Origin of the sequence: Labrys miyagiensis, from assembly GCF_030160835.1 — a bacterium.
GTDB lineage: Bacteria > Pseudomonadota > Alphaproteobacteria > Rhizobiales > Labraceae > Labrys > Labrys miyagiensis.
In genome coordinates, this window is record NZ_BSPC01000014.1 from 24,781 (window position 1) to 44,221 (window position 19,441).

General features: G+C 57.6%; 19 protein-coding genes and 3 pseudogenes. 8 read left to right on the forward strand and 14 right to left on the reverse strand.

The genetic code is table 11. The features are described 5' to 3' along the window. Window positions 1-6: 6 nt before the first annotated feature. Window positions 7-624 (reverse strand): response regulator FixJ, encoded by a 618-nt coding sequence (gene fixJ, locus QQL24_RS07770; RefSeq protein WP_284311389.1) that lies wholly within the window; start codon window positions 622-624, stop codon window positions 7-9. Next, entirely contained in the window at window positions 614-2,170 is a 1,557-nt protein-coding gene (fixL, locus tag QQL24_RS07775) for a sensor protein FixL (protein ID WP_431310654.1), read from the reverse strand. Before fixL ends, fixJ begins: the two co-directional genes overlap by 11 nt. Before the next feature lie 336 nt (window positions 2,171-2,506). Between fixL and QQL24_RS07780 the strand changes: the two genes are divergently transcribed. Then, the gene (locus QQL24_RS07780) at window positions 2,507-3,982 is read left to right on the forward strand and encodes a bifunctional aminoglycoside phosphotransferase/ATP-binding protein (RefSeq protein WP_284311391.1); all 1,476 of its coding nucleotides are present in this window, start codon (window positions 2,507-2,509) and stop codon (window positions 3,980-3,982) included. Between the two features lie 101 nt (window positions 3,983-4,083). On the opposite strand, the gene QQL24_RS07785 is transcribed toward QQL24_RS07780, so the two are convergent. Beyond that, window positions 4,084-4,368, reverse strand: a complete 285-nt coding sequence (locus QQL24_RS07785; protein WP_284311393.1) for a hypothetical protein — start codon at window positions 4,366-4,368, stop codon at window positions 4,084-4,086. Window positions 4,369-4,548: 180 nt separating this feature from the next. Then, complete coding sequence (locus QQL24_RS07790; RefSeq protein ID WP_284311395.1) at window positions 4,549-4,788, reverse strand: hypothetical protein; 240 nt, start codon at window positions 4,786-4,788, stop codon at window positions 4,549-4,551. 273 nt (window positions 4,789-5,061) lie between these two features. Between QQL24_RS07790 and QQL24_RS07795 the strand changes: the two genes are divergently transcribed. Then, a complete protein-coding gene (locus tag QQL24_RS07795) occupies window positions 5,062-5,895 on the forward strand; it encodes a universal stress protein (RefSeq protein WP_284311396.1) in 834 nt (277 codons plus the stop codon). A 196-nt stretch (window positions 5,896-6,091) separates the two neighbouring features. Here QQL24_RS07795 and QQL24_RS07800 read toward each other — a convergent pair whose 3' ends face one another. The 5 genes and pseudogenes from QQL24_RS07800 to QQL24_RS07825 all read right to left on the reverse strand — a co-directional run bounded on the left by QQL24_RS07800 (window position 6,092) and on the right by QQL24_RS07825 (window position 9,192). After that, window positions 6,092-6,235 carry a hypothetical protein gene (locus tag QQL24_RS07800; RefSeq protein WP_284311529.1) on the reverse strand — a complete coding sequence of 48 codons (144 nt, stop codon included), beginning with the start codon at window positions 6,233-6,235 and terminating at the stop codon, window positions 6,092-6,094. Between the two features lie 151 nt (window positions 6,236-6,386). Continuing rightward, window positions 6,387-6,697, reverse strand: a pseudogene (locus tag QQL24_RS07810) (ABC transporter ATP-binding protein); the annotation flags it as partial. Beyond that, window positions 6,692-6,823, reverse strand: a pseudogene (locus QQL24_RS07815) (phosphoketolase family protein); the annotation flags it as partial. The pseudogenes QQL24_RS07815 and QQL24_RS07810, both read right to left, overlap by 6 nt. A 71-nt stretch (window positions 6,824-6,894) precedes the next feature. Continuing rightward, window positions 6,895-7,599: a helix-turn-helix domain-containing protein gene (locus tag QQL24_RS07820; RefSeq protein WP_284311397.1), complete on the reverse strand. Its 705-nt coding sequence runs from the start codon at window positions 7,597-7,599 to the stop codon at window positions 6,895-6,897. 1,032 nt (window positions 7,600-8,631) lie between these two features. Further along, entirely contained in the window at window positions 8,632-9,192 is a 561-nt protein-coding gene (locus QQL24_RS07825) for a LysR substrate-binding domain-containing protein (protein WP_284311399.1), read from the reverse strand. 69 nt (window positions 9,193-9,261) lie between these two features. Here QQL24_RS07825 and QQL24_RS07830 point away from each other — a divergent pair, with 69 nt between their 5' ends. Continuing rightward, window positions 9,262-9,528, forward strand: coding sequence for a hypothetical protein (locus tag QQL24_RS07830; protein ID WP_284311401.1), 267 nt, complete (start codon window positions 9,262-9,264; stop codon window positions 9,526-9,528). 423 nt (window positions 9,529-9,951) lie between these two features. On the opposite strand, the gene QQL24_RS07835 is transcribed toward QQL24_RS07830, so the two are convergent. Then, window positions 9,952-10,074, reverse strand: a complete 123-nt coding sequence (locus QQL24_RS07835) for a hypothetical protein (protein WP_284311403.1) — start codon at window positions 10,072-10,074, stop codon at window positions 9,952-9,954. Between the two features lie 89 nt (window positions 10,075-10,163). Beyond that, on the reverse strand, window positions 10,164-10,331 hold the full coding sequence (locus QQL24_RS07840; protein WP_284311404.1) for a hypothetical protein: 168 nt from the start codon (window positions 10,329-10,331) through the stop codon (window positions 10,164-10,166). Between the two features lie 539 nt (window positions 10,332-10,870). On the opposite strand from QQL24_RS07840, the gene QQL24_RS07845 reads away from it, so the two are divergent. The 3 genes from QQL24_RS07845 (at window position 10,871) to QQL24_RS07850 (ending at window position 12,884) form a co-directional block, all read left to right on the forward strand. Continuing rightward, on the forward strand, window positions 10,871-11,593 hold the full coding sequence (locus QQL24_RS07845; RefSeq protein WP_284311406.1) for an outer membrane protein: 723 nt from the start codon (window positions 10,871-10,873) through the stop codon (window positions 11,591-11,593). 660 nt (window positions 11,594-12,253) lie between these two features. After that, window positions 12,254-12,571, forward strand: a complete 318-nt coding sequence (locus QQL24_RS36555) for a GCG_CRPN prefix-to-repeats domain-containing protein (protein ID WP_431310657.1) — start codon at window positions 12,254-12,256, stop codon at window positions 12,569-12,571. A gap of 82 nt (window positions 12,572-12,653) precedes the next feature. Beyond that, on the forward strand, window positions 12,654-12,884 hold the full coding sequence (locus QQL24_RS07850) for a hypothetical protein (protein WP_284311407.1): 231 nt from the start codon (window positions 12,654-12,656) through the stop codon (window positions 12,882-12,884). A 49-nt stretch (window positions 12,885-12,933) separates the two neighbouring features. Here QQL24_RS07850 and QQL24_RS07855 read toward each other — a convergent pair whose 3' ends face one another. Then, window positions 12,934-13,074 (reverse strand): hypothetical protein, encoded by a 141-nt coding sequence (locus tag QQL24_RS07855; RefSeq protein ID WP_284311408.1) that lies wholly within the window; start codon window positions 13,072-13,074, stop codon window positions 12,934-12,936. 175 nt (window positions 13,075-13,249) lie between these two features. Between QQL24_RS07855 and QQL24_RS07860 the strand changes: the two are divergent. Continuing rightward, window positions 13,250-13,507, forward strand: a pseudogene (locus QQL24_RS07860) (amino acid ABC transporter permease); the annotation flags it as partial. A gap of 373 nt (window positions 13,508-13,880) precedes the next feature. Here QQL24_RS07860 and QQL24_RS07865 read toward each other — a convergent pair. Both QQL24_RS07865 and QQL24_RS07870 read right to left on the reverse strand, forming a co-directional pair. After that, window positions 13,881-15,398: an alkaline phosphatase family protein gene (locus tag QQL24_RS07865; protein WP_284311409.1), complete on the reverse strand. Its 1,518-nt coding sequence runs from the start codon at window positions 15,396-15,398 to the stop codon at window positions 13,881-13,883. 564 nt (window positions 15,399-15,962) lie between these two features. After that, complete coding sequence (locus QQL24_RS07870; RefSeq protein ID WP_284311410.1) at window positions 15,963-16,853, reverse strand: SGNH/GDSL hydrolase family protein; 891 nt, start codon at window positions 16,851-16,853, stop codon at window positions 15,963-15,965. A 1,839-nt stretch (window positions 16,854-18,692) separates the two neighbouring features. Here QQL24_RS07870 and QQL24_RS07875 point away from each other — a divergent pair. Then, on the forward strand, window positions 18,693-19,439 hold the full coding sequence (locus QQL24_RS07875) for a hypothetical protein (RefSeq protein ID WP_284311411.1): 747 nt from the start codon (window positions 18,693-18,695) through the stop codon (window positions 19,437-19,439). The last annotated feature ends 2 nt before the right edge of the window (window positions 19,440-19,441 follow it).

Genomic DNA, 19,441 nt, shown 5'->3' on the forward strand with positions numbered 1-19,441 from the left:
GATCTCTTATTGTTCGATCACGCCAGAACGAATTGCTAGTTTCACCAGTTCAGAAATATTGGCCGCCTGCATCTTGGTCATGACGTTGGCGCGGTAGACCTCAACCGTTCGGGGGCTGATATCGTGGTCCTTCGCGATCATCTTATTCGAAAGGCCCGCGATCAGCCCTTCCATGACCTGCCTTTCGCGAGGACTGAGCGAGGCAAGACGCATCGAAAGGTCAGCGGTGTCGCCGCTGACCTTGGCATTCTTGATACTTTGCTCAAAAGCCATGCGGAGCGCGCTGACCAGGCGATCGTCTTCGAAAGGTTTCTCCAGAAATTCGATGGCGCCAAGCTTCATGGCCTCGACTGCCAGAGGCACATCGCCGTGGCCGGTCATGACCACGACAGGCAGTTTGGTGGATTTGGCTTTCAGGCGCTTGAGCAATTCGATGCCGTCGATACCGGGCATGCGAATGTCGGTCACGACGCAGCCAAAGCCGAGGTGAGGCAGCGCATCGAGAAATTCGGCAACGGATTCGAATGCTGTCACAGCGAAGTGAGCCGCACCGAGAAGAAACTCCAGCGAGTCACGCATGGCGGCGTCGTCGTCGATGATGAAGACCCGTGCATTATGAGGCATCGGGGGCATTCTCCTGGAGTCTCACCGGCTCGACAGCGGAACCGGATGAGAGTGAAAACTTGAAAGTCGCCCCGCCTGCTTCGTTCGCTTCAGCCCACATCTGGCCGCCATGGCCTTCGATGATGGTTCGGCTGATCGAAAGACCAACCCCCATACCTGATTGCTTGGTTGTAAAGAAGGGCTGGAATAGGCCGGACTTCACGCCTTCGGCGAAGCCATGTCCTGTATCTGTTACGATAATGAGAACCATACCGTCGGCGATCGGGGTATTCGATATCGTGAGCTCCCGGCGGGCAGCCCCCTGCATGGCCTCGAGGGCGTTGCGGAACAGGTTGACCAAGACCTGCTGGATCTGGACCCGATCGGCGAGAACGAGATCGCAATCAGGGTCGAGATCGAAGCGCAGAATAACCCCTTGCTCACGGGCGCCGACGAGACCGAGGGCGCCGGCCTCTTCAACCAATTTGGAGATGCTTTCGACACGCTTCTCTGTTTCGCCCCGTGAGACGAAGCTGCGCAGTCGCCGGATGATCTGGCCCGCTCGGATTGCTTGTTCCGCGGCGCGATCCAGCGCCGTCTCGATTTTGTCGACCCTTGGATCCGCGCTGGCGTCCATCATGCGCCGCACGCCTTTCAGATAATTGCTGATGGCGGCCAGCGGTTGGTTCAGTTCGTGCGCGAGAGCCGACGCCATCTCGCCCATGGCGCTCAGACGCGACATGTGTACGAGCTCGGACTGCAGTTCCATTAGGCGCGTCTGTGTCTGTTGCTGCTCGGTGAGGTCGCGCACGAAGCCGGTGAAATAGCGTCGCCCGCCGGAGCGCATTTCGCCGACGGACAGATGCATGGGAAAGGTCGAGCCATCCTGGCGCTTACCAGTCACGATGCGGCCAATACCAATGATGTGGCGGCTACCGGTCTGTTGATAGCGAGCGAGGTAACCATCGTGGCGGGAACGATCGGGCTCGGGCATCAGCATGTTCACGTTCATGCCGATTGCCGCAGATTCCGGGTAACCGAATAGACGTTCGGCCGCGCGGCTGAAGAGCTGAATGATGCCGGCTTCGTCGATGACGATCATCGCGTCCGGGACTGTCTCAAGGATCGATCTGAGGTGCTCTTCGCGTGTACGCAGGGCGTCCTCGAGGCGTTTTTCCTCATCGATATCGAGAACGATGCCACTGAGACGAAGGTTATCCCCGACGGAGTCACGAATGACGCCGGCACGCAAGCGCAGCCAATGATTGGCATTGGATGGTGTGCTGATCCGACACTGCACGTCGAGTTCCATTCCGGTCTCGATGGAACGTTGCAGGGCAGCCAGCGTCGCAGCGCTGTCTTGAGGATCCAGCAGAGACAGGAACTTGTTGTAGTCGAGTACGCCATTCGAGGGCAGGCCGAAAAGCACCCTTGCCGTCTGGGACACGGTAAGGGTGCGGGTCAGGAAATCGAAATCCCACATCCCGATGCCTGTACGTTCGAGGCCAGACTTAATGGCTTCGCCATTCAGCCTCTGGCTCGGCATCGGGGACTGCGATTCGCTCAAGATTGTTCTTTCGATCGTCGTTCGAATGGGTGGAAAACGGCCGTTACCAATCATGAAGATGGGGGATGCGTACGGACCATCGGTGTCCTGCGGCTGCCTCGTTCGGGTAGAAGCCTCCAACTCCGATATTAAGTCAGAGTTGCGTTGGATCAATACGCAGCCGCCCGCATTCGCTCCTTATGACAGCAAAGCTTTTTGCAACGGAGCGGGAATCCTATGCTTGACCGCAATCTCAGTGTGACACCGAAAGCCCAGGCCGTATCGCATGTAGTCGAAGAGCAGGATGAGGCCATCGCTTTCCTGTCCGATCCGGCGACATACGCCACTCCGGGGCCGGTGCAGCGCATCGATACGCATGGCGCCATCATTTTCCTTGCCGGTGAACACGCCTTCAAGCTCAAGCGCGCCGTGCGCTTCCCCTTCATGGACCTCTCCACTGTCGCCAAGCGGCGAGAGGCCTGCAAGAAGGAGATTGCGATCAACAAGGCTTTCGCGCCCCAGATCTATCTCGATGCCGTCCCCATCACACGATCTGGCTCGCGGCTGGAGCTCGACGGGGAGGGCGCGGCCATCGACTGGGTCGTGCGCATGCGCCGTTTCGACGAGAACCGAACCTTGGATCGTGTGGCGGAAGCGGGAGAACTTCACGCCAGCCTGTTGGTTACCACGACGCAAGCTGTTCTGGCGTCTCATCGAAGCGCCCCGCGGCGTCAAGGGCTCGAAGCCACCCGAAGCCTCAGGCGTTACATCCAGCAGAATGACGAAGCATTGCGGGAGAGCCCCCATCTGTTCGCGCCAGAAGCGGTTTCCGAGTTGACCAAGGCCAGCGAACTGGCCTTCGAGGCTAGCCACGATCTCCTCATACAGCGGGGCAAGGCAGGTTTCGTGCGGCGTTGCCACGGCGACCTTCACCTGCGCAATATCGCGATCATCGAGGGGCGCCCGACATTGTTCGACGCGGTCGAATTCGATGAGGCGATCGCTACCTGCGATGTTCTCTACGACCTTGCGTTCCTGCTGATGGACCTGTGGGAACGCAAGATGGAAGAGGCGGCGAATGCAGTTCTCAATCGCTATCTTTGGGATGCTGACGAGGAAGCCCATCTGACTGGCTTGAAGGCGCTGCCGCTCTTCCTGAGCATTCGGGCGGCTTTGCGCGCTAAGATATCGGCTTCCGCGGCCCCGATGCAGCCAATCGACAAAGTGGCAACCATGGAGAAGGAGGCCAAGCGCTACTTCGATCTCGCACGACTGTTCCTCGAGCCGGTCGAGCCCGAGTTGGTGGCGATCGGCGGCTTGTCAGGAACTGGCAAGACCACGCTTGCCACTGCCATCGCGCCCTCGATCGGCCGCGCGCCCGGTGCAATCGTCCTGCGCAGCGACATCGAGCGCAAACACCTCGCCGGAGTTCCGGAGACCGAACGCTTGCCAGCATGCGCCTATACGTCAGTCCGCAGTGCTGCAGTCTACGACGCACTGAACCGCAAAGCCCGCCTCGCGCTCGGCGCTGGCAGCAGTGCGGTGCTGGACGCCGTCCACGCCAGGCCGTTCGAACGCGACAATGCGGAGATTATTGCTCGGAGGGCGGGGGCCCATTTCACCGGATTGTGGCTCGAGGCAGCGACACCCGTGATGGTGGAGAGGGTGGCCAACCGCCGGGGCGACGCCTCCGATGCAGATCCCGCCGTGGTGCTCGCACAGACCGGCTATGATCTCGGCCGCGTTTCATGGCATCGGCTGGATGCGGATGTCCGCAAGGAGCGGCTCGTGGAAGAAGCCCTGCTGATCCTGGCCATGGAAGGCGAGCTTTGAGGGAGTAGAGGGACGCAAATGCACAGTGCAGCTATTCCTCCGCGGCCGGCACTGAACCGCCCGATGCGAGCTTGTGTCTTCTAACCCTGGCTTGACGGTCGTCACGCCGTCGCAACGACGCTGGGGACCCATTCCAGAGCATTCTCAACTTGCCTGTTGGTCTCGCCATTCTTGAAGAATGTCTCGGGCACCAGCCTGATCGGCGTGACATCGCTGATGACCAATTCGAACCAGATCGGGTCATAGGACACAGATTGGTCGTGCAGGATGCCGTTTCGGAGGGTCTTCAACGCCTCTGCGGGAGAGACGGAAAAGGCATCATAGGGCACGTTGCGGAATGTTAAGTGGGCCCACCAACATTGCCGTTCCTTGTTCTGGTCACTCATAGCAAGCTCCGTTGTGACTTTGATCGAGAGCCGGACCGCGCCAGGCGGCTGAATGGCTCCATTCTTTGCAGTATTCTGCTCCAGAAGGACCTGGCGCCTTGATCTGCCTCAACAGGCCACCGTTCTGAAGCGGGAAGGAAGCGGAGCGACGTTCGGCCAGGGTTATGAGCAAAGAGTTAGCTACACGAGCGTGTACTCTTGCGCGTGCGAGTCGTAGATCAGGTTCTGGTGAGTAATGAGATGTATTTCCAAGAGGGGGCGACTGTTGCGATAGGTTTGCAAGGGCACGCCTGTGATCAGCGGATGACGGCGCAGGATTGTTTCCCAGACGGTCGGGAAGTCGGCACCCTGTTCAGCTGAAACCAGGCATTGCATCAGCAGTCCGCTTGACGTCTTGTCCTTGTTCGCACCCTGGATCAATTAGCACTACCTTTTGAAATAACGTGCTTTTACAGAAGTGGCCGCGATACCCGCCCGGCACAAATTGTCGTTGCGATGAAAACGCTCTTCGTAATCGGTCGCGAGCTCCTATCCCTACGTCCTTCGTCTGATCGCACTTTGATCTGGATCAATCTGTCGATTAACGCGGCCCATGAGTGTCACTTTCTTCCGAAGCTTGATCGCCATCAAGGCAGATGCGCCTGGTTGTACGATGATGGAAGCGGACGACCAGCCACGCCAGGAGAGGCCGAAATGCCCTACGCAGCCATTATGGTCTATGTGGACACCAGCAGCCACGCCGCCGCGCGCGTCGGGCTGGCATGTGATATCGCGGCGGAGCATAGCGCGACTGTCATCGGAGTATCCGCCAGCGTGCCGCTGATGCCGGTGGCTGCTCCCTCTCGCTTCGGCCCGTTGGCGGGGGCGACAAACCTCGCGCAAGAGGAGGGGGCCGAGGCCGACCTGCGCTGTGCGGAGCGCTGCTTTCGCCAGGTCGTTTCGCAGCGTGGCTGTCGGTGGGAATGGCGGAGTTCACTCGACAATCCTGGCCATTTCCTGGTTCACGAGGCCCGTGCCGCCGACCTAATCGTCGTTGGACAGAAGATGTGGGACCTCTCGCCGCAACACCGAGCCGATCCCGCTGAGATCCTGCGTGAGGTGGGCCGGCCGATCCTCATGGTTCCGCCCTCAACTACGATCTCGCCGGTAGGCACGAATGCCGTGGTAGCCTGGAAGGATAGCCGGGAGGCCCGGCGTGCCGTGCTCGACGCGCTGCCCCTGCTCGCCATGTCCAAGGTGGTCTGGGTGGTCGACGTCGTGCCCGAAACGCTTCGCGAGACAGTGCGATCCCAGGTCAGCGACGTCACTGCTTTTCTCGGCCGTCATGGCATCAAGGCTCAGGCGATGATCGAGCCCGACGATGACGGTCCCCTCATCGAGGGGTTACTGGCCGTTGCCAGTCAGAAGCAGGCCGGCCTGATTGTCATGGGCGGCCAGTCGCACGCCCGTCTTCATGAGTGGACCTTCGGCAGCGCTACCCATACGATGCTGAAGAAAAGTCCGGTCTGCCTGCTCCTGAGCAATTGAGAACCACTGACGACCGAGCGGGCCTGCACCTGCGCCGGGCTTTGCCATTGCTGAGTAGCCTTAAACCTCAAGGTCCCTCGACACAGCAGCGGCGTCGGATCCTGGGGGGACCAGCGCCGGAATTTGCTGTCAGGTCCCTGCGGCAGCGTCAGTCAACATGTAGATTATCCTCGACGCTGGCAACACCGGGAGCGGACTAGGCTGCCTGCTCGGCAACGTTGCGCTCGTGCCAGGCCTTAATCTTGCCGTCGAGGATGATCTTGTCCCCGAGGACGTCGACATGGATACCACCAATGGAGTTTCTGGCGCTGGCGCCCAGGGCGGGGATCCGGACGACCACGACGGTCTATGCGCTCGAACGGGCCAGCGAGGCACTCACGGATCTGAGGGCAGGGCGCTTCCGGGGCGCGGCGGTGCTCGTACCCTGACGAGGCGATGCCGGGAGACCTCATCCTGCGTAAGGGCAGGACTGCGGCTGAATCGCCGGCGAGTCAGGTCCCAAAGGCAATCCTACCGCGTGCTCCTCCGAAATAGGCCTTCACCCACGAGGCCTCCGATGTCAGCATCGTGTCGAGCGTGCCGTCGGCGACCACTCGCCCCTTGTCGATCGCCACAATGCGACTGCATATCGTGCGCAGGCTGTCGAGATCATGGGTGACCATGAAGACCGTCAGCTTCAGGCTCTTTTGCAGGGAAGCGACGAGGATATCGAAATCGCCGGCGCCTATGGGGTCGAGACCGGAGGTCGGCTCGTCCAGGAACAGGATTTCGGGTCCAGAGCCAGCGCCCGCGCCAGAGCGGCGAGCGGGCGTTTCAGCAGTGGATTGTCATAGAGATAAATCTGGCCGACCGACAGATAGTTGGCGGCGCGCCAGTAGCGCTCGATCAGGTCAAGTTCGGTGTGGTCCAACGTCTGACTTGCGGCCATCGATTGTTGTCCAAATGTCGCGGAGAGGCGGACAGGGCACAATCTGCGCCCACGATGTATCAGGCGTTCGATCAGATATTCATGCTGCGCAGACGCTGGCGATTGCGCAGGGTGATGTGGCGTGCACCTGAGAGACCCAGCATGCCCTCGGTCCGGAACTGCGACAGGACGCGAGATACCGTCTCAAGCGTGAGCCCAAGATAGTCGGCGATATCGCGCCGGCACATGGGAAGATCGATCAGCCCGGCAACGGTCAGGCGTCGATCCATTTCGAGCAGGAAAGTTGCGACTCGTTCGGACGCGGTTTTGCGGCCTAAAAGCAGCATGTGATCCTCAGCATGGCGAAGATCGCGAGCCGTCATCGCCCAAAGCGCGTTGGCAACTCGGATGTCGTTCTGAGCCGCAGTCTCCAGGCTGCGCCGCCGTACGATCCGGACGGTCGTATCGATGACCGCGTCGGCAGTCAGACGATGGTTCGGACCCGCTTCCAGGCCAAAGATATTACCCGGCAGAAGAAAGGCACCGATCTGGCGGCGGCCGTCGTCGAGGAGCTTGCAAGTGCGAACCGCCCCGCTCATCACCTCGTAGACATACTCCGCGGGCTCGTCGTCGCCGTAAATTTCCTCATCCTTGGCATAGGAGAATGCCGTGCCCAAAAGGCCGGGGCAGGACGCGAAGAAGGAGTGGACGGTAAAAGCTCCGTCGTTGTCGATCCTGGGGGAGGGGAGGTGGGGTGATGTTCCGAGGTCCGAAACAAGGGCTGCTTGCGAAAACATTGCCATCTCCTGGGTGCGGCGGATGACCAGGTGCTAGGCGCAATCGCGACGTCGCGAAATTTCGGTCGATACCCTAGGGGCCTCTCCCTAAGGGCTTTACCGGAGGTCGTTCTTGGCAGGAGGAAGATTGCGCCCAAACATCGCTTGACTACGGCGTTCCCATTCGTTTGGACGACGCAGGTGGGTCGCTAACGCTAAGCTTTCGGCGATCCCGAGCAGGCGCTCGTTTATCTGGTCGTTACTCTCATGGTGTCGCCATCGCTAATGTCGCCTTGGCACAGCGACCTCCCCATCGTTCCCTACCGCTTTAGCCGGGTATAACGAGCATCGAAACCCCGAGCGTGACGCACGGCTAATGACAAGATGATCGTTGACAGCGCAACTGCGCTGAACGCACCGAATCTCCGCTTTCGAAACGCTCCGATTAACGTCCGAACCGCCGACTTGGGTCGGAGCCAGACGTTCGTTCCATGCAGTGTTCGACTACGAACAGCCAGGCAGGCGGATTCGCATAGCGCCTTTTATGGCCGGTCCCCTGCGGTCGGCCTCACAACGCGTTCTATCGGCAGAGTCAATTTTGCCCTGCATCAGCACAAAGTCTTGGGAGACAGCCACGGACCTGCCTCTCACCTCCTCCGACATGTTGTAGGCGCACTCTTGCAGGGGGCTGCCGTCCCGCTCCAACACCGGTTGCAACTGTTCCTGGCCCCGTGAGGTCATCCTTCCGCTGAAAGCTGCCGCGCCAGGTTCTGTTCGCGAAACGCGCTGGTGACATGGTCGACGAAGGCGCGGGTCTTGGCGGGCAGCAGTTTCTGGCTAGCGAAGTAGAGCGAGATCGCCCCAGGTCGACATGCCAATCCGGCAATGCTCGTTGCAGCGCGCCACTTTCCAAATGCCGCAGTACATAGGGCACGGCAATCAACGCGACGCCAGACCCATCAATGCGAAGCGGCAGAGGGCTTCGGGATAGTCGGCCACGATGCGCGTTTTCTGTTCCAGCATCGCTTCAACACCTTCACTGTTGCGCATCCTTCAGACGCGCACGCGACCGCTGTGAGCCGAGCGCATAGCAATGTTGTCCAACGCAGCCAGGTCGTCGGGGCGCTGCGGCGGTTGGCGTTCGTGCAAATATCCCGGCGAGGCTACCGCGATGACATGCAGCGGCGCCAGTTGTCGGGCCACTACGCCTTGCGTCAGTTCCATGCCGCCGCCGATGGCTGCATCGAACCCCTCGCCGATCAAGTCGACCTGGCGATTCTCGAAACTCAGGTCGGGCACCACGGCAGGATAGCGCTGCATGAAGGCCGGCAGCAACGGCAATACATAATCCAGGCCGAAGGTCAGCGTCATGCTCAGCTTCAGCACACCGGCGGGCTTTCCGGATTGCCTGGTCACGTCGGCAATGGCCGACTGGATAGCCTCAACGCCGTCGGTGACCGAGGCCAGAAAACGCTCTCCGTCTTCCGTCAGGGGCAGGCTGCGGGTGCTGCGCTGGAGCATGCTCGCGTGCATGGCGCCTATCGGCAGCACCTCGACCACGCGGTGCAAGGCGGAAAGTATTGCCGAGCAAGGAATACGGCGCTCGATCTGCACGGCCGTGTTACTGTGACCTGCCTGAGGCTGTTCTAGCCTATGGCCAACATAGGTAAACGGGAGGACACGATGACGACTGTAGTGGTGACCCACGCAGTGGGCGATATCGAACAGTGGCTCAAAGGCAACAATCGCGAGCGGCTGTTTCCTAATTTCTGTTCAAGCTATCGCATCTTCAAGCATGCCGGCGGAAAGGGCGTTTCTATCGTCGCTGAGGGCGTCGACCTTGCCAAAATGCAGGCGCTACTCAGTACACCTGAGGCGGCTGCGGCGAAGGCAGAGGACACCGTCATCGATCCCATTGAAATTTACATTGAGGTCGAAGGCGGGAAGTGAACGGCTGCGTGAGCGACGGCGGCCAATGCAGATAAGAGCCGTCACCCGAAGGTGACGGCTAACTGATCGAGGCGGCATTGGGTTGGCATTGGAATAGCTTGAGAGGCGTTGGGAATTTGCTTCTCGGCGAAGACAGGAAGAGCGCACAAGCAATCCACTCCAGCGCGCTGCTGGTGTAACTGTTGGGGTGCCAAAGGGGTACATCAGCCAACATCATGAAATATCGAGGTTTTTCTCGTTGATGCTGCGGACACCGAGTCCGCCATGCCAGCCCAGACTGCAGCGACGGTGCCCAAGCTGCCCGCCATATTGTGAGGTTGGCCTCGATACCGGCCCCGAAGTTCTGCAGCCGTCTATCCGGTTCCTCGAAACGCATTTGGGCCTTCGGGCTGGAGGGGCACTTTCGACGTGTTTGGAATGCGGCTATTGGGCTGCGGCCGGAGCCCCGATGCCAGGTGGTGGCGATAGATGGTCCGGCGTCGCCTTCTGAAAGTTCGCACAGCCAGCCAAGAAGATGGCGATGCCGAGCACTGTGATTAGCTTCATGGTGACCTCCATCGATTGCCGATAAATCACGACCTACTAGGCTTTGAGCCGCCCGAAAGCCGCCGCCACTTCCTCGCGCCGAAATCGGCTCAATCTGTGGTCAGGTTGACAAGTTCCTTGCCCTGAATAATCCAGACCAGTCCCATAACGTCACGATGCGCGAATGGGGCGTTCGGATGCAGCCCGAAGAGTTCCTCCTCGGTCCAGCCGAATTCGGCCGCCCGCTCGCCCCACTTCTCGACGAAGCGATGCGTCATTCTTCGCCTGCTTCCAACGCCCGGGGTCATGGGTCGGATTCAAGTTGCGCAGCTTCTGGAGTGCTTCATCATAGGCCATATCGATGCCTATCGCGGCCTCGCTGATTCCTACAACCGCCCTTCTCGAGGTCGAGGCGTTTGCTTCGTCGGCACTCTGCCTCACCCCCTTGAACGAAGCATGCCGCCGGATCTTGTCCTTGGTCCAGCCCGAGGCGTTTGGTTGCTGATTCGCAGAGTTGTCGTTGACATCGCGGGTAGGCTCACGCTCACGGTCCTTTCCGGGTCAGGAGCGATTTTCGCATTTTTGTAGTAAATCGATATTCCACAAATAGAGACTGCACTGCGCCCGCTGCTGTCCGCCAAAGTTGAAAATCTTTGTGGTTAATTTGCAACTACTGTCGTGAAAAGCGTTTGCTCCCACAGCAAGTACTTTGACACTGCAAAACCACTCGGGATTAATATACGTGATTCGATAATCAAGCGGTTTAGCGAAGAAGCAGGGCATTCGTTGCCTGCTTGCCGGAATGACGGAGATCTCCATGAACAAGCTTCTTCTTGTGGGCTCGGCGCTGGCGCTCGGATCTGCCGCCCTTCTGACGGTCGGAAGCAGCCAATCGGCTTTGGCGGCCGATCTGGCGATGAAGCCCTCGGAGCCGGCTGCCGTAGTCGTACCGTTTGACTGGACCGGGCCGTATGTCGGTGTGCATGCTGGTTACGGCTGGGGCCGCGAGCATGACAATCTCAGCACCCTGGGCGGGACGGTACCTCCGGTTATCCCTCCAACGTTGGCCGACCATTTCGACGCAAACGGTTTCATCGGCGGCGCACACGCGGGCTACAACTACGAGTTCCCCAGCCAGTTTGTGATCGGTGTCGAGGGCGACATCGACTATTCCGACCTCAATGGCTCGCATCGCTTCACCACGCCGGCGCCCGGCGGCAAGATGAAGTTCAACACCGACTGGCAAGCCTCGGCCCGCCTGCGCGCCGGCTATGCCATCGACAATCTGCTGCTTTACGTGACGGGCGGCGCTGCCTTCGCGGGCGCCCAAGTGAAGGTCAATGGTCCAAGCGATGATAATAACCATGTCGGCTGGACCGCCGGCGGTGGCGTCGAATATGCCTTCACGCCAAACTGGATCGGCCGCGTCGAGGTGCGCTACAGCGACTTCAACAAGGAGAGCTACAGCACCTCCTTCGGCAAGGTGCGCGTCGACTTCAATGAGACCACGGCAACCGTCGGCATCAGCTACAAATTCTGATCTCCCTTTTAACCACAATAATGCGGAAGCCCGCTGCTCTTTGGGACGGCGGGCTTTTTTGCGTTTTAAGACCTCTTCCTGAAGAATCGCGTTGCTCCGAGCAGCGCAAACTCATTTGTCAAATCATCGACCGTACGGTCCTGCAGGATCCAGACGAGTCCCACATGCTCGTAGCGCGTCAGCGGTGCGATTGGATGGACCCCAAAGAGTTCCTCAGCTGCCGCTTAAATGTTTAGAATTTACGAGGCAGGCTAGCGGTGAAAGCGACTTTCCTCGGACCAGTAATGGACCTTCGCGACCGGCTGGTTCATGAATAAAGTCGTCGCGATTATCCTCATGATTGAGGATAACATTCGTCGGCTGCGCCGTGGCGACCGCCTCCTTGCTTGAAGAAGCTGTGAAGGCCGGAGGAATGCCATTCGGAGCATGATGGCCCCTGCCACTGCGATCCGAACCAGCCGTAGGGCGGTGATCTGGGCTGGCAGAACAGCAACGCCTATTGAGGTCTGACCGAGTTAGCGCCGATCCGGTTTGCGACCAAGGACCGAATTTCTGGAATGACGAGTTTCGCCGCAGCCATTTTATGAAGCGGTGTTCATTTGGGGTTCAACTCGCGTGGCCTATCTGGTGATTGGCCCCATAACCGATAAGGAATGTGCAATGAGGATCGCAATCGCAACCTTGCTCGCAGTTGCTGGCTTGACTACCACTGCGGAAACAGCTTCTGCCCTGAGCCCGGTTCCCGTCACCCAAGGTGCTCAGCCACTTGTTGAAAATGTGCGCTATGGTTGCGGATACGGTTGGCACCCCAACTACTGGGGGCGCTGTGTCCCTGATGATGGCTATGGATATGTCCCGCGTCGGCCCGCTTATTATTATGAAGACTATCCACGTCACGACAACGGCAGGCATCGTGGATGGTATAAGCATCATGGGGAAGATCATCGCCGTTGGGGTGGTGACGATGGGGATGACTGAGGCCAAATTCGCTCGCAGGGTTACAGGCTAACGCCACGATAGAGTCGGAAGGCCCACCTCCGGTACCGATCTTGGTAGGGCGATGGGCAATTCCCCCGTCTTCCCGTCCACAGCAAGAATGACCTGCCTCATCTCTCCGTCGCCGATCAATCCCGAGGAATTGTCATTTCGCATCCAGCGGATCGAGCCGGACAATCGGATCCTGCAGACCCTCGAGGCCATGATGACGATCAGTTCGGCGATTGCGGCCTATGAGGTCCTAGTTGAGCTGTGGCCGAAGGACCTCCGCATCACACTGCAGGCTCAAAGGTGAGCACCAAGAGAAGCAAAATGCTGGCCGACCGCTTAATTTTCTTTGTCCTTTAAATTCCCCATTCACAGGCGCGAATGAAGTCCCGCTCGTTCTGGCCGTCGAAATCGCCGCCACCGAACCCGTCGCCAGCCAGTGCGGCATCGGGGGCCGGCGCGACGGCGTGGAGAAGCGGCTTCGTCAAACGGGCCATGACCTCGCTCCCCAATTGGGCTCATCGAAAGGCGCATCTTTAGACGCCAGTTCGACCGCGAAGTCGCCACGGCAACTGTCAGACCAACAAGTGGCCGTGTTCGCGCCAACGATGTCACTGAATCCAGGTGCCGCGCTCTCCATTCTCCCGGCTGGATTTAGCAGATCACTGCCTCAGACGGATTCTATTTCCTCAAGTGGTTGTCGCTGCAATTCCGGATCTAGCTAATTCATTCATGGTTATCATGAAAGCGCTCTCTCTTGCGTTCGCAATTGAGGTTGTCGATATCTTTGCGCAGGCGCAGTTAACTGCCGCCTTGAATTATTACTACCTCGAAGCATTTGTAATCGCTGTTATCGTTTACATGGTGATCGCCTACATCGTCACGCAAGTTGCCGACAAGACAGAGCGAGCTCTTAGAGTGCGTTCCTAAGGGTACTTCCGCCGTAACGCGGTGCGAGAAAACCGATCGAAATTTCTCCGCTATGATCCACATCGCCGCTGCCGTCATAAACTCGCGATGAATCTCAACAGGCCCTAGAGCACTCGGGCCGTATCAGGCGCAACGCCCATGAAGAGCGGGTGGCGCTCGTTATCAACGGACTTCGCGAGTAGCCTCGTCGATATAGGAAAATCGCCGGTAAAGCTGACGCCGCTGCCAGTTGAAGCGGGTGTAGGAAGGCCCCTATTAGCTGCAGTGCGACACCCAGCGGTGGCAGCGTTTCGGAGATAAGAAGGAGCGCGGCAAACGCTCCTCTAAGGGTTAAGGCGTCGGCGCCATCATCAGTGGCGAGCTTGGAGCTTCGCTAAGGTCGGAGGCCGCGTTTGGGTTCCTGACTGACGAGCTCGGCTACACGTGCGGGACTGATCATTGTCGATGGAAGCGCCCGATCCGTTGTCAAGGAGCCCGGCGCGGCGCCGTCGTCAATCTTTCTGCGCGCGAGGAAATGCTCCATGTGCTTGGCATATTGCGTTCTTATGAATGCTTTGGCCTGCGCAGGGTCCTGAATATCTTGAGTCCGCAGGGTATTTCGCTGCTCGGGATGCGGATCGAGGTTTACTGATCCATTCAGTAGTTCGCGCTGCATATCGTCAAGCGATGTAGGCTGAACGGGAATTACCAAGTCTGGCACATCTTCGCGCCATACTCGCGCGGCGTCCCGCACCAGGTATTTTGCAGTGAGTTTTGCGGCCATTTCGTCGCGCTTGGTCAGGAATCCGCCTGGCAGCTGGAACGCCTCAATGATTGAGCCTGGAATGGTCGAATGGCTGTAGACCGTGCTGTCGAGGCCAGGTTGCAACCAAGGTGACACGAGGATGGTAGGCACCCGCAGCCCCAACCGCTGGAAGTCGAACGGTACCAGGAAGCTCTCGTCCGTTCGTCCCGGAATACCGTCGGGAGAAACACAAGCCGGGGGAGGAACATGATCGAAATAGCCGCCACATTCATCGAACACAATGATGAAGAGTGTCTTTTTCCAAACCTCCGGTGCGGACTTCAATGCCTGATAGATATCCGCGACAAGTTTCTCCGCAGGGCGAATATCCGCGGGCGCGTGCATGCTGTTGACCGGATGCTGAGGAGAGCCGATGAACGCCGGCGTGATGAAGGAATAGGTGGCTAGTCGATCATCCGCGACATCCGCCGTGAAATTGACCTCGAAGGGGACGTGGTTGGCCGCATTCTTGTCGAGGTCGGGATACAGTTCGTGAACGTCGTCTTCATCATGGGAATATACTCGCCAGCTCAGAGCCGGATCGGCGTTAATCCGGTCGTATATTGTCTTGCATGTGAATTTGGGTTTCCAGTCAGCGTTGTAGGTGTAGCCTTGCGAGGTCGCAGCATGCACGAAGGCGCGATTGGGCATCGTCGGTCCAGGGACGTCCGAAAACCAGTGATCGCAAAGCACAAAGCTGCGAGCAAGTTCTGAAAGTACCGGGATTTGAACTGGATCGAAGCAGTTCATGACCTGCTGGAGTTCGTGATCGGTCGGATGGCGTCTCAGGTCATATGATAGGGAGGTGTAGAAGGATTGCACAAAGCCTGTCATCGGCGGCACCTGAGCAGACTGTTCGGGCGTCGGTTTTGTCACGCCGAAAAGCTGTTCGTTTGTCTGTTTGAGGCTATGAGACGGCCCTTGACCCACCGCGATGAAATCGCCCGCCTTCCGTGTCGTGAACGGCGTTTCGGTTCCGCCTGATCTCAACGTATTGACGAAGCCTTGTGGTGGAACGCCTTCCCCCTTTCCCAGATACCCGAAAAGGTGGTCGAAAGAGCGATTTTCAAGCATCAGCACTACGACGTGTTCGAACTGCAAATCCATGTTCATCTCCCCAGAGGCTGGAAACTATCTCGTAGTTTACTCACTTTAGACCCAACATCTATAACAAAAGTACAATAAAAGAATGAATATACGAGATATACTTGAACAAAAATTTCAAGATATACTCAATATAGAGAATTTTATTGTCACATATGTCCAAAATACTACGCTACTTCGTCCTGCTGCTCGACCGCGATGGATAGCACACCACCGAGTAGATCAAGATCCTCCCAGCAATATCACCCTGATCCTGTTGCCTTCACACTCCCCAGAGCTCAATCCGACTTTCGTGAAGCGATGGCGCCTAGCTCACACTTGGGGATCGAGAGCATCTGGCTATATCTGAGAGCCAACTGGATCTGGAATCGTGTCTTCGAGACCTATGACGACATCATCGATGCCGCCTGGGAGGGCTGGCACAAGCTCACCGACCTCCCATACCTCATTGCATCGCTCGGACGGCGCCATTGGGCTAGCATCGGTCAAATATAACGGCCGCTGCTAGAAGGGAGCACTTCGCTCCCGGGGAGGCTGGGATGCTCCCCCGACTAACAGGTCGTGCCTCTACCCGGTGAAATTCTTGCTGATCGCGTCAAAGAACTTATCGGCCATTTTACCGAAACCACTCGGGGTCGGATGAAGCTCGTTCGCCCATTCGGCCGGCGTCAAAACCCCTTGGGTTTCCACCAGAATAAAGTTGTTGCTCTTCACGGATGCTAGCTTGGTCAGCATGTCGTGGAACTTCGTGAGAGCCTGCCGAGCTATACCGGTCCCTTGAGCGACGGACCAATTGCAGAAGTCCAGGGAGGGCTTAAGCCAGGGACCGGCGCAAATGGGATGCCTGCCATTTGGGATGGGGAAATCATAGCCATGCCCTATGATCGGCACACCGGTCGCCACGCGGTCGCGCAGGGCAAACAATTCAAGATAGCACGCCTCGACCATGCCCAGGGCCTTGGTGAAACGATCGTCATTGAGACCCGTCGCCTTGTTGGCGTTGAAATCCAGAAATATGCAGAACTGGTCACCGGCAATATCGTCACCCCCCGCAGAAAACAGGATTGCATCAGGCTTTCCATTCAACCAGTTCGCGGGGTCACGCAACGCATTAATCATGCGCTCTTGCTTTGGCAGCGACATTTGGCTCGTAGCCGCGTCGCCATGATGGGCCAGATTGAGAATGATCGGCGGCGTGTCGCCCATATGCCGAAGCTGGGCAATGATGTCGGTCTGTCCCAGCGCCGGTCCATTGCCAATCAGGGGGTAGTCAAACCACGAGTCCCCTTGTGCTAGAAACACCTTGGGTTGATGGCGGGAAGCCGCATCTAGTGTTTGGGCGAATTCTTTTGCGGCGGCCAACCTGGCAATGTTGGCCTGATGAGTCAGCGTGCGCTTTTGAATATCATCTTCGATCTTGGCGCGTACATCGGCTGGCGCAACTATGCTGTTATTCATGGGCTTTTCCCCTTCTTCCACGGCTGAAAGTCGCCAAACAGTCGCGGGGGTGGCAGCCCCCGCGACTGTTTGGCGGATAAATTGCAAGTTCCGTAGAATGGGGTGGTTCCTGACGAGATAAGGCCAGGCAATGCATGGGGATAGATTGCCTTTGCGCCGTGACCCTGACGTGACTTCCTGCGATGGCTGCGGGGCAGCCCGAATGATCACTAGCCCCTGCCAATTCTGCCGGGGGAGGTTTGTCCGAAACGAAAGGGGCATGAGGAATTGTGGGGCGGTCAGGCGGCGCGTGTCGTTTTGACTTGCGCAAGATTGTCACTCGCCATACCCGCATACCGTTGCTGGAAAGTCGAGCGCAGGGAACTGTCGAGTGTCTCTGTCAGGGTGCCGATTTGCAGTTCAGGAGGGCCTTCGTCACTTTTGGTGCCTGCTTCACTCGGATGGAGGGCTTGGCATATCTGGAGGAATGACGAACACCGTAAAATGGGCTTTGGATCTGAAATCGTCGTGCCTGACATGGTGTTCCGCGGGAATCTTTGAGCAGTGTTCGCCGAAGGAAAGGGGCGCGCTCGTGAACCGGCTGATGCAGCAGTTCGCAAGAACCTAAACCCGCGACATCGAGCAGTGAAGCACACCTTAAAGGGGCCTTGGAGCAACCGCCAGGCAGGGAGCCAGATCAATGGGCTCAATACATTCAAGCGATCCGTGTATGGCCGCTCTGGCCTCGAGTTCTTGCAAGCGCGCATGCTCCCACATGAATTACAATGGGCACCAAAAGTGACGAAGACCCCAATTGAATGCCAAACTCGAACCTAGTCGGCGCATTCTTGCAATTGAGTGCCAAGCGACAGGAACTCCTATCGCCGCTGAATGACAAAGCGGGTCATGTGCGTGCTCGCTTGAGCCCGGCTTGCACTTGTTCAATTAAAAGATCCCGTTCAAATTCGGCACCCAAGGCACGCCGTGAAGCGCGCCAAGACGCCGGTCAATGGTCAACTTCGATCTTGCAAGGCTACGCCCAGCCTGCTGCAACAACTTTTACGAGTGAGACATGTTGCGTGCGTGACTCCAACGTGACTCAAACTGAGCCAAGTCAAAATAATGCTTGCGATTATCATCGTAAGGTACTTTCATTCGCGTGAACGAAGTTCAGAAATCTTTCGGTTGCTCTAGCCAGACTGGGCATTGCACTTTTTTGTTCAATATTCGCTTCGATTATAAAGTAGAGCTTTAAAGCATTACTTAGCGATGTTGACCGTTTCCGATAGCATTTTTTTGTCGGCGCACTCGTTCATCTCGTCAACGACCCACATTTGCGCAAGTTATTTCTCACAAGTGTATTTTAGCCTCCATTGTTGTCCTGATTACCTAAGCACGCGATGTCTTTTAGTTTTACGCAAGAAAAAATATATCTGCCAGACGATATAAGCAGAAATTAGTCCAATAATGTCAGAATCACTATCCAACATAAAGGTCAACGACCGAATCAATTAGATAGCAAACTCATTTTAGAAACTAAGTGCCTGAACGTTCTCTTATTCTCAGGACTTAAAATATCGGACCACTTTGTATCCGTTAATTTTAAAATGGAGGCGCGGATGCGACACCGGGCTAGGCTATTCGTAGAGATAACTCTTGCTGCAGTGTTTGCGTTGGTATTTTTCGTGACAGTCATTTGGCCGGACTGGATTGAACTCGTCTTTGGGGCGGATCCTGATCAAGGTAGCGGCGATATTGAGTGGACTATCGCTGCCCTGACTGGAGTGATCGCGCTCGGCTGCTCGATCCTGGCGCGTACGGAATTACGCCGAGCGCAGAGGCTTCGTGAGGAGGCGGACAATGCCTGACACACTCAAAGATCTCATTGCTCAGACAACCTTCAGTTTCGTCGGAACGGTGTCAGGCCTGAATGCAGCAACAATGAGCGATATTGCAGTCGACGACCATACCGCAATTGTCCACGTCGACCGCGTGTTGCATGCCCCCGAGGCGTTCACTCATCTAGAAGACCATAACCTGACTATTCAATTGTCACACAGCGCCGAACCGCTCTCGGTGGGACAGTCGTTTGCATTTTTTGGAAACGGCCGATCATTTGGCGAAAGTCTGGAAATTGTCGAGATTGGGAGGCTCCCGGTCGCGGACGTCGAACCGCACGCATCGATGGCTGTTGCGGCCGGCGCACCGGCGGGTGCCTTTAACGCTCTGCTCGACGAAATTGCAGACGACAAGATTCGAGACCACGCCAAGGCAGCTGATGCGGTCGTCATTGGCCGCGTTGTCGCGGTCGAAAAGGCCGGGCCAATAACCTTTTCTGAACACGACCCGGATTGGTGGCGGGCAACGATCAATGTGTTTCATGTGGAGAAGGGCGACGTCAGCGGGGGAAGGGTACGGGTACTCTTTGCAAATAGTCGGGACATCCGTTGGCAAAAGGCTCCTAAGCCAAAGCCATCCCAGGGTGGCCTTTGGATTCTTCACAGGACCGGTCGCGGCCTTCGAAGACTTGCACCATTCCAAATCCTGGATCCCAAGGACTTTCAGCCAACCCAGAAGCTAGACATGCTCCGCAGCACCGAAAGCTGAGC

Excerpts from the sequence above, each read along its gene's own strand:
- QQL24_RS07865 (WP_284311409.1), bottom strand. The coding sequence starts at position 15,398 with ATGGATTTGCAGTTCGAACACGTCGTAGTGCTGATGCTTGAAAATCGC.
- QQL24_RS07855 (WP_284311408.1), bottom strand. The coding sequence starts at position 13,074 with ATGGCCCGTTTGACGAAGCCGCTTCTCCACGCCGTCGCGCCGGCCCCC.
- QQL24_RS07840 (WP_284311404.1), bottom strand. The coding sequence starts at position 10,331 with ATGACGCATCGCTTCGTCGAGAAGTGGGGCGAGCGGGCGGCCGAATTC.
- QQL24_RS07870 (WP_284311410.1), bottom strand. The coding sequence starts at position 16,853 with ATGAATAACAGCATAGTTGCGCCAGCCGATGTACGCGCCAAGATCGAA.
- QQL24_RS36555 (WP_431310657.1), top strand. The coding sequence starts at position 12,254 with ATGAGGATCGCAATCGCAACCTTGCTCGCAGTTGCTGGCTTGACTACC.
- QQL24_RS07850 (WP_284311407.1), top strand. The coding sequence starts at position 12,654 with ATGGGCAATTCCCCCGTCTTCCCGTCCACAGCAAGAATGACCTGCCTC.
- QQL24_RS07845 (WP_284311406.1), top strand. The coding sequence starts at position 10,871 with ATGAACAAGCTTCTTCTTGTGGGCTCGGCGCTGGCGCTCGGATCTGCC.
- QQL24_RS07820 (WP_284311397.1), bottom strand. The coding sequence starts at position 7,599 with ATGTTTTCGCAAGCAGCCCTTGTTTCGGACCTCGGAACATCACCCCAC.
- QQL24_RS07830 (WP_284311401.1), top strand. The coding sequence starts at position 9,262 with ATGACGACTGTAGTGGTGACCCACGCAGTGGGCGATATCGAACAGTGG.
- QQL24_RS07835 (WP_284311403.1), bottom strand. The coding sequence starts at position 10,074 with ATGAAGCTAATCACAGTGCTCGGCATCGCCATCTTCTTGGCTGGCTGT.
- QQL24_RS07875 (WP_284311411.1), top strand. The coding sequence starts at position 18,693 with ATGCCTGACACACTCAAAGATCTCATTGCTCAGACAACCTTCAGTTTC.
- QQL24_RS07785 (WP_284311393.1), bottom strand. The coding sequence starts at position 4,368 with ATGAGTGACCAGAACAAGGAACGGCAATGTTGGTGGGCCCACTTAACA.
- fixJ (WP_284311389.1), bottom strand. The coding sequence starts at position 624 with ATGCCTCATAATGCACGGGTCTTCATCATCGACGACGACGCCGCCATG.
- QQL24_RS07795 (WP_284311396.1), top strand. The coding sequence starts at position 5,062 with ATGCCCTACGCAGCCATTATGGTCTATGTGGACACCAGCAGCCACGCC.